This is a genomic window from Nocardia sp. NPDC003963, from assembly GCF_053605105.1.
In genome coordinates this window covers 1-14,662 of the sequence record NZ_JBSGIP010000035.1, presented here as the reverse complement: position 1 = coordinate 14,662, position 14,662 = coordinate 1, and the positions used below count along the sequence as shown (strand labels likewise).

The 14,662-nt window shown below is 68.5% G+C and carries 14 protein-coding genes; 7 read left to right on the top strand and 7 right to left on the bottom strand.

Annotation, left to right across the window (positions count from 1 at the left end; all coding sequences use genetic code 11):
* Nucleotides 1-40 precede the first annotated feature (40 nt).
* From ACWEWT_RS30600 to ACWEWT_RS30580, 5 genes are all read right to left on the bottom strand, one after another.
* Nucleotides 41-268, bottom strand: a complete 228-nt coding sequence (locus tag ACWEWT_RS30600) for a DUF3107 domain-containing protein (protein WP_452564193.1) — start codon at nucleotides 266-268, stop codon at nucleotides 41-43.
* A 664-nt stretch (nucleotides 269-932) separates the two neighbouring features.
* Nucleotides 933-2,105: an RNA polymerase sigma factor gene (locus ACWEWT_RS30595; protein ID WP_452564191.1), complete on the bottom strand. Its 1,173-nt coding sequence runs from the start codon at nucleotides 2,103-2,105 to the stop codon at nucleotides 933-935.
* Nucleotides 2,102-2,521 (bottom strand): YciI family protein, encoded by a 420-nt coding sequence (locus ACWEWT_RS30590; protein ID WP_452564189.1) that lies wholly within the window; start codon nucleotides 2,519-2,521, stop codon nucleotides 2,102-2,104. The genes ACWEWT_RS30595 and ACWEWT_RS30590 overlap by 4 nt, the downstream gene beginning before the upstream one ends.
* Before the next feature lie 124 nt (nucleotides 2,522-2,645).
* Nucleotides 2,646-3,347, bottom strand: a complete 702-nt coding sequence (locus tag ACWEWT_RS30585) for a ferritin-like fold-containing protein (RefSeq protein ID WP_452564187.1) — start codon at nucleotides 3,345-3,347, stop codon at nucleotides 2,646-2,648.
* A 41-nt stretch (nucleotides 3,348-3,388) separates the two neighbouring features.
* Complete coding sequence (locus ACWEWT_RS30580; RefSeq protein WP_452564185.1) at nucleotides 3,389-4,528, bottom strand: alpha/beta hydrolase; 1,140 nt, start codon at nucleotides 4,526-4,528, stop codon at nucleotides 3,389-3,391.
* A 578-nt stretch (nucleotides 4,529-5,106) separates the two neighbouring features.
* Here ACWEWT_RS30580 and ACWEWT_RS30575 point away from each other — a divergent pair.
* From ACWEWT_RS30575 to ACWEWT_RS30555, 5 genes are all read left to right on the top strand, one after another.
* A complete protein-coding gene (locus ACWEWT_RS30575; RefSeq protein ID WP_452564247.1) occupies nucleotides 5,107-6,840 on the top strand; it encodes a DEAD/DEAH box helicase in 1,734 nt (577 codons plus the stop codon).
* Between the two features lie 128 nt (nucleotides 6,841-6,968).
* Entirely contained in the window at nucleotides 6,969-8,255 is a 1,287-nt protein-coding gene (locus ACWEWT_RS30570; RefSeq protein WP_452564183.1) for an Rv3212 family protein, read from the top strand.
* Nucleotides 8,256-8,293: 38 nt separating this feature from the next.
* Nucleotides 8,294-8,794 carry a nitroreductase/quinone reductase family protein gene (locus ACWEWT_RS30565; protein ID WP_452564181.1) on the top strand — a complete coding sequence of 167 codons (501 nt, stop codon included), beginning with the start codon at nucleotides 8,294-8,296 and terminating at the stop codon, nucleotides 8,792-8,794.
* Between the two features lie 60 nt (nucleotides 8,795-8,854).
* Nucleotides 8,855-9,454, top strand: a complete 600-nt coding sequence (locus ACWEWT_RS30560; RefSeq protein ID WP_452564179.1) for an acid phosphatase — start codon at nucleotides 8,855-8,857, stop codon at nucleotides 9,452-9,454.
* Nucleotides 9,455-9,510: 56 nt separating this feature from the next.
* A complete protein-coding gene (locus ACWEWT_RS30555; protein ID WP_452564177.1) occupies nucleotides 9,511-10,017 on the top strand; it encodes an N-acetyltransferase family protein in 507 nt (168 codons plus the stop codon).
* A 14-nt stretch (nucleotides 10,018-10,031) separates the two neighbouring features.
* Here ACWEWT_RS30555 and ACWEWT_RS30550 read toward each other — a convergent pair whose 3' ends face one another.
* Nucleotides 10,032-10,448 (bottom strand): hypothetical protein, encoded by a 417-nt coding sequence (locus ACWEWT_RS30550; RefSeq protein ID WP_452564175.1) that lies wholly within the window; start codon nucleotides 10,446-10,448, stop codon nucleotides 10,032-10,034.
* Between the two features lie 241 nt (nucleotides 10,449-10,689).
* On the opposite strand from ACWEWT_RS30550, the gene ACWEWT_RS30545 reads away from it, so the two are divergent.
* Complete coding sequence (locus ACWEWT_RS30545) at nucleotides 10,690-11,637, top strand: diacylglycerol/lipid kinase family protein (RefSeq protein ID WP_452564173.1); 948 nt, start codon at nucleotides 10,690-10,692, stop codon at nucleotides 11,635-11,637.
* A gap of 252 nt (nucleotides 11,638-11,889) precedes the next feature.
* The gene (locus tag ACWEWT_RS30540; RefSeq protein ID WP_033243220.1) at nucleotides 11,890-12,144 is read left to right on the top strand and encodes a WhiB family transcriptional regulator; all 255 of its coding nucleotides are present in this window, start codon (nucleotides 11,890-11,892) and stop codon (nucleotides 12,142-12,144) included.
* Nucleotides 12,145-12,352: 208 nt separating this feature from the next.
* Here the strand turns inward: ACWEWT_RS30540 and ACWEWT_RS30535 are convergent, their stop codons facing one another.
* The gene (locus ACWEWT_RS30535; RefSeq protein WP_452564172.1) at nucleotides 12,353-13,867 is read right to left on the bottom strand and encodes a sensor histidine kinase; all 1,515 of its coding nucleotides are present in this window, start codon (nucleotides 13,865-13,867) and stop codon (nucleotides 12,353-12,355) included.
* Nucleotides 13,868-14,662: the final 795 nt, after the last annotated feature.

Here is a 14,662-nt window from a genome sequence, read left to right as displayed (position 1 = left end):
CGCATCGGCAGGGGCTTCGGCTCGTCCGGGGGCTCGGAGGTCAGACCGCCGCGAAACCCACCCGGCCGCCGGTCACCGCACCGATCTCCACATAGGCGACCTTGCCGGCCTGGATCAGGTACTTGCGGCCCTTCTCGTCGGCCAGCGCCAAGACCCCGCTCGTAGCGCCCAGCGCCTCGGAGACCAGGGCCTCGACCTCCTCCGGAGTCTGCGAGCTGGCGATGACGAGTTCACGCGGGCTATCCGAAATACCGATCTTGACCTCCACGGCCAACCTCCGAACCTAGAGTCCTGTGCTGTCCCAGTAAGGCTAGTTCAGCCGACGCACCCCGGACACACGACGGGGGTGCGCTGTCAGCGAACAGTGTCTGATTGCCCCGCCTCCGGCGGGGCGGGGCGGGGCCCTATCAACCCCGGTTCTTCACTCCTACGCTCAGTCGCTGCGCTCCTTCGCTTCGTCGCTCCAGAACCGGGGCGGGCCCCGCCTGCGAAGGCCGACCGTCCGGAGTAGTCGGAGGGGGTGTGGGATGTGGACTTTCGGCTCGTACGGGTGCATCCGCGCCGCTGTCCGGGCTCACGGTCGCCGAGCTCTGGGCGGTGGTGGCGGGTCAGGGACCGTTGTGCCGGAGGGAAAGTGCCCGGGAAGGAAGGTGGAGGGTTGACCTCTGGCGGCGTGGTCGGTTGACGACGATGCTGTGAATGCTCGCCCGCCGCCATCCACGGACAGCCATCGCCGGGCGTCGCTCCACCAGGCGGATCACCCGGTCGCTGCGCACACCCGCTCCCCCGCCCGAGACCGAGCCGGACCCGTCCGCGCTGTCGGTCCCCGCGTGGCGGGCAGCACCTTGTGCGCGGCGCGGACCCGCGCACGAGCAGGATCGGCTACGAATTCCGGCCGCCCGGCCGGGACGTGCGGGTTCGTACGGTTCCGGTCAGTCGCACCGGCCGGTATTGAGTCGGGCGGCACAGCGGATCAGGTGGTCGCGCTCGGCCAGGTTCGAGGCCGCGCGGGCGGCCTCGGCGTACAGGCGGGCCGCGGTCACCGGATCGCCGTCGCGTTCGTGGAGGTAGGCCGCGACCGCGGTGTAGCGGGGTAGCGAATCGTCCAGTTCGGCGAGCGCCGCCAGACCCGCGCGCGGGCCGTCCGCCTCGCCGACGGCGACCGCGCGGTTGAGCCGGGCTACCGGGCTGTCGGTCAGGCGTACGAGTTCGTCGTACCACTCGACGATCTGCACCCAGTCGGTTTCGGCGGCGGTCCGGGCGTCGGCGTGCAGGGCCGCGACGGCCGCCTGGGCCTGGAACTCGCCCAACCGGTCGCGGGCGAGGGCGGCCTGTAGGATCTCCACGCCCTCGGCGATCAGCCGGGTATCCCAGCGGCCGCGGTCCTGGTCGGCGAGAGGTACCAGGCTGCCGTCGGCGGCGGTGCGGGTGGCCCGCCGCGCGTGGTGCAGCAGCATGAGGGCGAGCAGCCCCGCGACCTCGGGGTGGTCGATCGCGGCCGCGAGCTGCCGGGTCAGCCGGATGGCCTCGGCGGCGAGGTCGATATCGCCCGTGTAGCCCTCGTTGAACACCAGGTAGAGCACGCGTAGCACGGTGCCGACGTCACCGGATCGGTCGAATCGGACTCCGCTGACGGTGCGTTTGGCCCGGCTGATGCGCTGCGCCATCGTCGCCTCCGGCACCAGATATGCCCGGGCGATCTGCCGGGTGGTCAGGCCGCCGACAGCGCGCAGGGTGAGCGCGACCGCCGACGACGAGGTGAGCGACGGGTGGGCGCACAGGAAGTACAGCTGCAGAGTGTCGTCCACCGGAGCCGCCGGGCCGGGCGCCGGTTCCTCGGCGCCGAGGTCCTCGCGCCGGCGCCGGGCGGTATCGGACCGGGTCGTATCGAGGAATTTGCGCCAGGCCACCGTGACCAGCCAGCCCTTGGGGTCGTGCGGCGGATCGTCCGGCCAGATGCGCAGCGCCTCGACCAGCGCTTCCTGCACCGCGTCCTCGGCCGCCGCGAAATCGGCGCCGCGGCGGACGAGGACGGTGAGCACGCTCGGCACGAGGCTCCGGAGCAGGGCCGCGTCGTGCACGGAGACTGCTCCGGAGTCGTTCATCGGTGCAGCCACTCGGTGGCGACGGGCGCATCGGTCAGGAAAGGGCGCAATTCGAGCCATTCGTGGATCGGTTTCCCGCCGGCCCCGGGTGCGGCCGACAGTTCTGCGGCCAGTTCGAGGGCCCGTTCGTAACTGTCGACATCGATCACCATCCACCCGGCGATGAGGTCCTTGGTCTCGGCGAACGGACCGTCGGTGACCGGCGGCCGCCCCGCGCCGTCGAATCGGACGAAGGTGCCTTCGGGGGCCAGCGCCTGACTGTCGACATATTCACCGGTCTGCACGAGCCGCGCCGCGAAATCGTCCATGTACTGCACATGCGCCGATATCTCCGCCGGCGTCCACCGGTCCATCGGCACATCGTTGCGCGCGGCCGGGGCGCCGCGGTAATGCTTCAGCAGCAGATACTTGGCCATCGTGTTCTCCTCGGTACGGTGCGACCATTCCGATCGCATTCATACCGGGGACGGTGCCGCGCCGGGGTTCTCGACATCGCCGCCGACATTGTTTCCGGAATTCCTTCCCGGGGTCCCCGGACGGTCAGAGACCCAGTACCGCCATCCGTTCGGCATGCGCGGTCTGCATATGTTCGAACAGTGTGGCGATGCCGTTGAGATCTCCCGTGGCCGCGAGCACCAGTTCGGTGAGTTCGTCACGCTGCGCCATCACGTACTGGGCCTGAGTGATCGCTTCACCGAGCAGCCGCCGGCCCCACAGTGTCAGCCGGTCGCGCTCGGATCGGCTGGCCGCGACGGCCCGGCGGACCTCTTCGACGACGAATTCGGAGTGACCGGTATCCGCGAGGACATCGCGCACCACGGCTGCCACATCGGGGCTCAGGGCACCGGCGATCTCCCGATAGAAGTCGGCGGCGATCCCGTCCCCGACATGGAATTTGACCATCGATTCCAGCCAGGTGGACGGGTCGGTGGAGCGATGGTAGTCGTCGAGTGCCCGGGTGAACGGGGCCATGGCCGTGTACACGTCGGCACCGCGCGCGGTCAGCGCGATATCGAGCCGTTCGAAATGCGCGAGTTCGGCCGATGCCATCCGCGCCACCGCGACCTTGCCGCGCAAGCTCGGTGACAGCGCGGCTTCCTCGCTCAACCGGTAGAACGCGGATATCTCACCGTAGGCGAGTACGGCGAACAAGTCGGTCACGCCGGCATGGTCGGCGGGAATCGGCGAAGTGGGCGAATCGCTCGGTGTTACTTCCAACCCGGCGGGTGACTGTGCTCCCATGGAACTCCAGCGTAGTACGCCCCCGGCGCGGACCGCGGCGGTCATACCGGTGTGGTGAGGAACTTGTCGAGATAGGTCCAGGTCGTCGCACGGGCGGAGGCTCCGGCGAGGATGCCCAGATGGCCACCGGGCGCAGTCTCGTAGTGGACCGCCTCGGCACCGGTGAGTGTGCGCAGCCCGTGTTCCACCGCGCGGGCCGGAGTGATGACATCGGCGGGCCCGCCGACCAGCAGTACCGGTGCGGTGATATCGGCCAGCCGGATCGGACCCTGTCCGAAATCGACCTCGCCCCGGCCGATTTCGTCACGCAGCACCAACCGGTTCCACAACTGCTGGTACACCCGCCCCGGATAGCCGGGCATATCGGCCATGAAACGGTCGATGGCCTCCATCCGGGCCAGCGATTCGGTGCGGGCGAGGTTGTTGGCGACGAACCAGGGTCGTTTGACTTCGCGATCCCAGGCGGTGATGCGGTAGCCGAGCCGGGTGAGCGGCGCGGGCACGCCACCCACCGCGCGCAGCGCCGCACCGACGGCAGCGCCGGTCCCGGTGAACCGCGCGGCCGCGGCGAGCTGCGGGGTCATCGGCATGGCGTTGTAGTTCAGTGGGGCCCCGACGGCGGTGATCGAGCGCACCGGCAGACCGGCGTTCGCGGCGACGGTCAGCAGGGCCATGGTGCCGCCCAGCGACCAGCCGACCAGGTCCACCCGCGGTTCACCACCGGCCGCGGCGCGATCGGCCGCGGTGCGCCGGACAGCTTCGGGCAGGATGTCGTAGACCCAGTCGTCGAAGCCCATCCGGCGATCGGCGTAGGTGATCTCGCCGTAGTCGATCACATACGGCGCGCGACCGGTCTCCAGCAGGAATTCCGCGAGACTCTGGCCCGGGCGCAGATCGAAACAACTGGCGGGCGCGGCCAGCGGCGGTACCAGCAGTACCGCGGGCGCCGAGGGATCGCCGGTGCCCGCGAGCAGACCCGGTTCGAAACGCCGGAGCTGACGATGCGGTTCGTCCCAGAGCACCGACGCCGGGGTGGGCCGGCGACCTTCCACGCCCGCACCGAAGGTGAGGGCCCAGGCGTTACGGGCGGCTCGCTCGACGGTCCGGGACAGCTCGCCGTCCGGATCGACCGCACGGACGGCACGGTCGGCCAGGGCGATACCACGGTCTGCGATGCTCACGGCACGAATCTCTCATACATGTACATGCCGGTACCAGCTATGCCCGCGGCCGACCAGCCGGGTGTGTGCCGAATCACTGCCGGGACACGGTGGTATCCGGGCTCGTGCGCACGGTCGCCGCACCGGGCGAAACGCTCTGCCGCACAGGACCGCTCACTCGGCGGGCGAACCGAAACGAACAACATCCAGCGCATTTGCGACGGCGCCTTTCGGAGCGCGGAACAATAGCACGCTACAATCGCGACGGACAACGGAAGAATTCGGCCGATCCATGAGAACGGCAGTACCGAAAGTCGCGCACCCCGGGTGCGCCGTGCGGTGGTCAGAGAATTCTCCGGGGTCCACGGAAAATGTGCGCGCACCAGATCCGCGTCACCGATGCGCTGCGCCGATGTCCGAGCTTCGCTGCCCCATCCGCGGGTACCTGCCGACATCCGGCGGCGGCCCGGGTGAGTATCGCAGGGCGGATCCGTGGTCGTCGCGGGCCGGCCGGTCCGCCCCACGCCTCGTGCGCGTGTAGCGCGATAACGAGGGAAGGCACGAACCTGAGCAAGATCACAGTAGAACCGGAACCCGGTCTGGCGGAGACCCTGCTGACAGCCGAGTTGGACTCCGCACACACCGCACCGACATTCACCGAATTGGGAGTGCGCGACGAAATCGTGCGTGCGCTCGGTGAGATCGGTATCGAACGCACTTTCGCAATCCAGGAACTCACCCTGCCCCTGGCGCTGGCCGGCGAGGATCTCATCGGTCAGGCCCGTACCGGTATGGGTAAAACCTTCGGTTTCGGAGTTCCGTTGCTGCACCGGATCAGTACCACCGAATCCGGGACCACGCCGCTGGACGGCACACCGCGCGCCCTGGTCATCGTGCCCACGCGCGAACTGTGCATCCAGGTGACCCAGGACCTGGAGAACGCGGCGAAATACCTCACCAACCAGAAGGGACCGCTGCGGGTCACCTCGATCTACGGCGGCCGTCCCTACGAATCGCAGATCGCGGCGCTGCGCGCGGGTGTGGATGTCGTGGTGGGTACGCCCGGCCGCCTGCTCGACCTGGCCGATCAGCAACATCTGATCCTGGGCAAAGTGGGCGTCCTGGTATTGGACGAAGCCGACGAAATGCTCGATCTGGGCTTTCTGCCAGATATCGAACGTATTCTCGGAATGGTCCCGGACAAACGGCAGACGATGCTGTTCTCGGCGACCATGCCCGGCCCGATCATCACCCTGGCCCGCACCTTCCTCACCCGCCCGACCCATATCCGCGCCGAGGAGCCGCACGATTCCGCGGTCCACGATCGCACTACGCAATACGTCTACCGGGCGCACGCCCTGGACAAGAGCGAGCTGATCGCACGGGTGCTGCAGGCCGAGAGCCGGGGCGCCACCATGATCTTCACCCGCACCAAACGCACCGCGCAGAAGGTCGCCGACGAACTGGCCGAACGCGGTTTCGCCGTCGGTGCCGTCCACGGTGACCTCGGGCAGATCGCCCGCGAGAAGGCACTCACCAAATTCCGGAAGGGCACCATCGATGTCCTGGTCGCGACCGATGTGGCGGCGCGCGGGATCGATATCGACGATGTGACCCATGTCGTCAACTACCAGTGCCCGGAGGACGAGAAGACCTACGTGCACCGGATCGGCCGCACCGGCCGGGCCGGCCGCACCGGTGTCGCGGTCACCCTGATCGACTGGGACGAACTGACCCGCTGGGCGTCCATCGACGCCGCGCTCGGACTGGGCATCCCCGACCCGGTGGAAACGTATTCGCGCTCACCGCACCTGTTCGCCGATCTGGGTATCCCGGAAGGCGTCACCGGTACCGTCGGAGCGCAGAAGCCGCAACGCGACCCGGACGCCGTGGTGGTGGAACGCCCCGAGCGGGCGCCCCGCAAACGCAACCGCAGGCGCACTCGCGGCGGTCAACCGATGGAGGCGGATACCACCACGGCCGTCCCCGAGACCGAGACATCCGACAGCACCGGCCCGGACGCCGGTGAGCAGGCCGGCGAGGCACCCGCCCGGCGCCGGCGGCGACGCCGGCGTTCGGCCGATACCGAATCCGGTGCGCACGAGGACAGTGGTTCGACCGAGTCCGGCACCACCGAATCCGGCACCACCGAGTCCGGCACCACCGAGTCCGGCACCGCCGGGACCGGTACCGACATCCCGGAGAAGCCGGCCCGCCGCCGGCGGCGCCGCAAACCGGCCGATGCCGAAAAGAGTGGGGAGTCCGCCCCGCGCGCGGACCGCGACGACAACGCCGGATCCCCGGCGAGCGAGAACGCTACGGCCCAGGCCTGACCGACGCACCCGCGAGCGCCGACGGTGGCACCGTCGGCGCTCGCGGCGTCTCCGGACCCGCACGGTCCGGAGACGGGGCTCGTCGGCACCGTCCGACCGCGGCCCGGCCATCCGTTACGCTCGCCTACGTGCTCGCACCCGAGCGGCGAACGCGCGCCGACGTCATCACCGCAGCCGCGATCGCCGTATTCGTGGTGGTCGCGGTGATCGTGGCGTGGGCGACCAGCGGAGTGGCGAACACCGAATCCGTCGTCGCCGATCAACCGGCCCGGCCGCCGCAGCCCGCCACGAAACTGCCCGGGAAACTCCAGGAGATGTGGCGCGCCCCCGATACGGCGACCACCCGGGCGCTCACCGCCGAGGGAGTGGCTGTCACCGGGGCCGGCGGCAGTGTGGTCGGGCACGATCCGCGGACCGGCGAGCAGGTGTGGCGCTATACGCGCGAGCTACCGCTGTGCGGGGTGGAATCGCAGTTCGGAATGGTTGTGGCGGTGTACCGCACCGAGCGCGGCTGCAGCGAGACGACCATGGTCTCCGGCGCCGACGGTCGGCGACGTACCGCGCGCAGCAGCTATATGGACGATCAGGTGCGCCTGTCGGTGGACGGCACCTATGTGGTCGCCCAGGGTCCCGACCGGCTCGAGGTCTGGCGTTCGGATCTGGTGCGCACGCTCGAATACGGCTATGTCGACGCCAAGGAGAACTGGAAGACCCAGCCGCGTAAGGGTTGCCGGCTCCTGTCGGCCCTGTCCAGCCCGTCCCGGCTGGTGGTGCTGGAACAGTGCCCCGGCGAGCCGGCGAACCGGATCTCGGTGCTGGCGCCCGCGCCCAAGGACGACAACGTTCCCGAGGAGTACGGATCGCATCTGCTGGAAGGCCCGGGCGCCGCGTCCGCCGATACCCGCGTGATCGCGGTATCGGATAATCGGATCGCGGTCTATCAGCCCGGTACCGGCGGTACCGACCCGGCGGCCCCGCGGTTGACGATCCTCGACGCCAAGGGCAATCCGGTTGTGGTGCAGGAACTCTCGGCTCCACTCGACCGGACCGCGGCAACCGTCCGCACTGCTTCGGCCTTCCTGGTGTTCACCGGGAACAGCGTTATCGCCCTGAACGCAGGTACGTTCGAGCCGATGTGGACCGCCGCCGACGCGCTCGGTACCCCGGTACCCATGGCCGGGAAGATACTGCTCCCGGTACCCGGCGCGATCGCCGCACTGGACCCCGCCACCGGCGCGCAGGTGAGCCGTATCCCGGTGGCGCGCCCGGATTACGGTGGCGGCCCGATCTCCCTCGGCGTCCTCGGTAGCACCGTGCTGGAGCACCGCGACGGCCGACTCGTGGCCCTCGCCGATCCGGATACCACCGATTCGCCGCGCAGCGATACCGAACGACCCGCAAAACCGTTGCGCTGAAACATTTTCTGTCGGTGCCCTCCGGCAGACTGCCCGCCATGACCGAAGCAGCACACCCCCTCGACGCGGTCCCCGTGGCCGGCCACCTCCGCTACGACGACCCGGAGGCCCCCTGGAACCGGGCCACCGAGCAGGGCCCGGCCGACTGGAACACCGAGGTGATCCGGGAGTTCCGGGCCAACGGCGGCCGGGTCGGCGGGGTCTACGAGGGCGCCGAACTGCTGTTGCTCACCACCACCGGCGCGCGGACCGGCAAAAGGCACGTGGTCCCGCTGGGCGCGCTCTATCGCGGCGAAACCCTGTACATCAGTTCGTTCGCCGCGGGTGGCTACCCGTCGTGGTACCACAATGTGCGCGCCGATCCCGCCGTGATCGTGGAATACGGCGATCACATCCATCACGGCACGGCCCGGGTGCTCACCGGCGCGGCGTACGCGGAATTCGCGGCCTGGGTGTTGGAGCACAACCCGTTGCTCGCCGATTTCCAGGCCACCACCGACCGGCCGGTCCCCCTCGTGGTGCTGACCCTGGCGAAATGATCCCGATACCGCCGACGGCCCCGCATCGCATCCCGGGCCCGGCCGGGCATGATGGACCGTATGCCCGGCTCCGACGATGCCCGCCTGGTGCTGCTCCGCCACGGTGAGACCGATTGGTCCGTCCAGCACCGGCACACCGGCCGCACGGATGTACCGCTCACCCGCACCGGTATCCGGCAGGCCGCGGCCGCGGGCCGAGTGCTGGCGGGCCTGCGACTGCGCGACCCCTTCGTGTGCGTCAGCCCCCGGGAGCGTGCGCGGCACACCGCCGAACTGGCCGGATTGACCGACCTCACGATCGACCCCGACCTGGCCGAATGGGATTACGGCGAGTACGAGGGCCGCACCACCCCGCAGATCCGCACCGGAGATCCGGGCTGGACGGTGTGGACGGGCGCTGTACCCGGTGGCGAATCCGCCGCGGCGGTCGGCGCGCGCGCCGACCGGGTACTGAGCCGGGCCGCGGCTGTCCTGGGCGACCGCGATGTGATCCTGGTCGGGCACGGCCATTTCTCGCGCGCCCTCATCGCCCGCTGGCTGGGTTTCGACGTCCGGGAAGGATGTCGTTTCGCCCTGACCACAGCCGCGGTCAGCGTGCTGGGTTACGAACACGAAGACGCCACGTTGTGGGCACACAATCTCCGCCCGGACCACTCCTGACCGCCGCTCCGGGCGATCCGCGCATCCACTCCCCAACCGGCAAGGAGCCCTCGACCGTGACATCCGCCCCGCTCATCCGCCGTGCCGAGCCCGGCGATGTGCCCGCCCTCGTCGATCTGGTGTACGGCTTGGCCGAGTACGAGAAGGCCCGCCACGAATGCACGCTGACGACCGGACAACTGCATACCGCGCTGTTCGGGCCCGATCCCGCCGTGTTCGCCCATGTTGCCCTGCTGGACGGCACGATCAGCGGATGCGCGGTCTGGTTCCGGAACTTCTCCACCTGGGACGGCGTGCACGGGATCTACCTCGAGGACCTCTACGTCACTCCCGAGGCCCGGGGCAGCGGTCTCGGGAAGGCATTGCTCGCGGCTCTCGCGCGAGAAGCCCGCATCCGCGGTTACAGCCGGGTGAGCTGGTCGGTACTCACCTGGAACACACCGTCCATCGGGTTCTACGAATCGTTGGGCGCCCGGGTTCAGGACGACTGGGTGGGCTATCGCCTGTCCGGCGAAGCGCTCAGTGCCCTCGCCGATACCGTGGCGGACACCACCGGCGGCTGATCATCCGCCCGGCCTCACTCCTCGGCCGCGACCCCGTACTCCTGCGCTGCCCAGCGCGAAGTGGGCGGCGCGAACAGGAGGCCCAGCGCCCCCAGCGCCACCACCCCCAGCAGTGTCCCGTACAGCGGCTGCCCCGACCCGAAGAGAAGCGACCACACGACCGGTAGCAGCAGCAGCTGCGTGATCACCGCGATCGCCCGCCCCCATCGCTGCCCGAACAGCAGGCCGATCCCCGACGCCAGTACCGCGCCGCCGAGGATGCCGAACCACATGGCCGTGCCGTACCCGCTGATCTCGTCCTCGTGATGTCCCAGCAGCGCCCGCACGATCAGCACCACCGCCACGGTCACCGCGACCGCGCCCTCCAGCGTCACCAACCCCCCGGCCCCACGGACCGTCCCCGGCACACCCACGTCTTTTCGCTCGACCACCCGGCCAGCTTAAGTGTTGTGCCGGTGGCGCCGCCTGCGGCGTCGCAGGGCCGCGCCGCGCCGGGTCCCGCCGTTCCGCCCGCGGACTCGCGGCGCCACCGCGGGCACGACGCGGCGGTTCCGGGAGCGACACAGCGAAGGGCCTCGGCGACCGAGCGGAGGAATGAAGACCCGGTGTGGACAGGGTCCGCCCTGCGGCGCCGAAGGCGGGACGATCGACGCAGTCCATTAAGGTGCGTAGGTGCGGACGTTGTTGATCGTCAACCCGAATGCGACCTCGACCACGGCGGCCACGCGTGATCTGCTCGCGCACGCGTTGGAGAGCCGGACCCAGTTGACGGTGGCCCACACCCAGCATCGCGGGCACGCCGCCGAACTGGCGCAGTGGGCGGCGACCAACGAGATGGATCTGATCGTCGTACACGGCGGGGACGGGACGGTCAACGAGACCATCAACGGGTTCGTACCGCTGCCGCAGGTGGACGACGGCCAGATGTGGCGGCCGCGGCTCGGCATCATTCCCGGGGGTTCGGCCAATGTGTTCGCGCGGTCGCTGGATATCGAGCCCGATCCGGTGGCGGCCACCAATCAGTTGATCGATCTGCTCAAGGCAGGAGACTCCGATCGCCGAATCGGGTTGGGGCTCACCGATGATCGCTGGTTCTGTTTCAGTGCGGGAGTGGGACTGGACGCCGATGTGTGTGCCGCGATCGATACGGCTCGCGCCAAGGGGCGCACCGCGACGCCGGCGCGCTATCTGCGGACGACCGTCCGGCAGTTCTTCCATGTCAAACGCAACCTGCCGGACGTCACCGTGCACGTCCCCGGCCACGAGCCCGTTTCCGGCGTTCATTACGCCTTTGTGACGAATACCAGCCCCTGGACTTATCTGAACGCGACTCCGGTCCGCACCAATCCGGGGACCAGGTTCGAAGCCGGGCTCGGTGTGTTCGCCGTGCGAACTATGGCGTTACTGCCTACACTGCGCCTGGCGACACAACTGTTGTCGCCACACTCCGAGCCGAAGTCGCGGAAATTGTTCCGTGACGACGACGTCCCGTCGGTGCGCATCACCAGCGCCGATCCGATCGGCCTGCAAATCGACGGTGACTTCATCGGCAAACGCGACGTGGTGGATTTCACCGCTGTGCCCAACGTCCTGGACGTGGTCGCGCCGCGATCGGTTTGAGCTGACGCATTCGGGAAATACATCCCATTGTGCTGCAGAAACCGGCGTGGGCGAGTACAAAGGACTGCGGCAGGTCCCGATGCGGGACTTCAGTGCGTGAGCTTCCCCACGGTGCATCGGATACCTATTGACATCTACGGTGTTCGTGAAAGCATTCACAAGCAACCGTGCGGAAACATTCAGTTCGCACAAGTGAACGACCCACCAACCGATCGGCGCCCGGATGCGGCGCCCTACAAAGGAGCAGAAGGAATGGACTGGCGCCATAAGGCCATCTGTCGCGACGAGGACCCTGAACTGTTTTTCCCGGTGGGCAACAGTGGTCCTGCGCTCGCGCAGATTGCCGATGCCAAGCTGGTCTGCGCTCGCTGCCCTGTTACCGCCGAATGCCTGTCCTGGGCTCTGGGATCCGGGCAGGACGCCGGCGTATGGGGTGGTATGAGCGAGGACGAGCGGCGTGCGCTCAAGCGCCGCAATGCGCGCACTCGCACCCGGACTGCCGTCTAGGAGCGCGGGGAAGCGATTACCGGACCCAGCCCGGCCCGGGAGTCGCGATTGCCCGGCACCAGAATTCTGGTGCCGGGCCGAATTTTTTCTACGGCCCGGACCGACGGCCGAGAGTTTGCCGGAATATTTCCCAGTAAATCACCGCCGTGTTTTCGACCACAGATGATCACAGGTATGCATAATTGAAACCGGCGAGTTTCGTCGGGTATCAACGTGCCGAACGGCGCCCCAATGGCACCCGCAGCACCGCGTCCGTTCCGATATCGGCACCCGGATGCAGGCCGATCGTACCGCCCAGTTCCGCCGTCACCAGCGTGCGCACGATCTGCAGGCCCAGACTGTCGGACGACTGCAGACTGAACCCCTCCGGAAGCCCGCGACCGTCATCACTGATGATCACGTCCAGCCAGCGCGCCGACCGCTCCGACCGAATGGTCACGGTACCGTTCTGGCCGCCGTCGAAAGCGTGCTCGATAGCGTTCTGCACCAGTTCGGTCAGCACCATCACCAGCGGTGTCGCGCGTTCGGCCGAGAACACTCCCAGAGATCCCGCCCGCCGCACCGTGATCCGGGCCGTGTGCACGGTGGCGACATCGGCCATGATCGGCAGCAGCCGGTCCACCACCTCGTCCAGATCGACTTCCTCGTCGACGGACATGGACAGCATCTCGTGCACCGACGCGATGGAAGTGACCCGGCGCACCGACTCGGTGAGCGCCACCCGGGCCTCGTCGTTCTCGGTACGCCGCGCCTGCAACCGCAACAGCGCGGCCACGGTCTGCAGGTTGTTCTTCACCCGATGATGGATCTCACGGATGGTGGCGTCCTTGCTGAGCAGTGCCCGGTCCCGGCGTTTGACCTCCGTGACATCCCGCACCAGCACAGCGGCTCCCGCCAGCTCTCCGTGCGGCCGCAGCACCAATGTCCGCAGCAGCACCGTGGCACCACGCGCCTCCACTTCCATCCGGCGGCCGGTACGCCCCGCCAGCGCGGCCTGGATATCCCCGACCACTTCCTGCGCGTCGAACGGATCGGTGATCAGCGACCGCGTCGTGGTCGCCAGATCCTGCCCCGCCAGATCGGCCTGCAACCCCATCCGGTGATAGGCCGACAGCGCGTTCGGACTGGCGTAGGTGACGATCCCTTCGGTATCGAGCCGGATGAATCCGTCGCCCGCCCGTGGACTGGAATGGGTGGCGGCGCGGTCCTCGGTGGTCGGAAACGTGCCGTCGGCCATCATCTGGCAGAGATCGTCGGAGCATGCGACATAAGCGATCTCCAAACCGCTGCGCACCCGTGACCGCTGCTGATCGGTATCCCGGCTGAGCACCGCGATCACATCGTCACCGCAGCGCACCGGAATCGCCTCCCGGATCGCGTGAACCGGATGCGGGTGATAAACGCCCTGCGCCTCCCCCTCGGTATCGGTGCGCACGATCTCCCCGCGCGTCAGCGCCTCGAACACCTGCGAATGCTCCGCATGCCGCGCCGTGGTACCGACCAGATCTTCCAGATGCACGGTCGGCGCGGTGGTCGGCCGGCACTGTGCGACACAGACGATATCGGCGCCGTCGTGTACCGGCCCCGCCCCTACCCACAACAGCAGATCCGAGAACGACAGATCGGCGAGCAACTGCCAGTCCCCGACCACCCGCTGCAGATGATCTACCGCCACCCCGGGAAGATCGGTGTGCTCGGCCAGCAGATCACTGAGTGTCGACATACCCACGACCTTTCCACAATCCCCGCCCGACCTCGCCCGCTGCCGCTTCCACGCGCCCACTTGGGATTCAGTTCACAGCGGGCACTGTCCCGGCAGCACTGCCCGGGCACATCCGCACAGCTGAAACCGCCTTCGAGAGGGGAGGATTCGGGTGGGCCCGACCGCGACAGCGGATGGTCGGCCGAGTCGGGCTGGGACGCGGGCCTACTCGCCGACGCGAGAGGTAGACCCACACTCCGACGCAGGAAGTGGACCCACACGTGAAGGTGGGATGTGGGCCTACACGTGAAGGTGCTGTGTTTTTGGCGCCGCCTTCGGCGTCGCGGGGTCGAGGCCCCCTGGTGTCCCGCCGTTCAGGCCTCGAGACTCGCGCTTCGCGCATGCGACGTGCGGTCGGCCATCCACGGAACGTGACCATTGAGCACCTCCGGCCAAGGGCGGGACGGGCCTCAACCCTTTCAGGTGTCTCGTAAGACTCGACTCGGGGGGTTGCGGGGGCATTGACGGCCCGGTCGGCATGCGGACCTGCCGCCTGTGGCCACATAGGTTCCGCGTCTGTCTCGACGTTCGGCATCTCGGATCAGCGCTCGCTGTTCTGGAGTGTGCGCCGGTCCTCGATAGGGCGGGGCATCGGGCACTGTCAGGTGGCGACCGCCCAGGCCGGCCGACACGACAACGCGGCTTCCTCACTCCGGATGGTCCACCTCACCGGGTGGGGCCCGCCCCGGTTCTGGAGCGACAGAGCGAAGGAGCGCAGCGACTGAGCGCCGGAGTGAAGAACCGGGGTTAATAGGG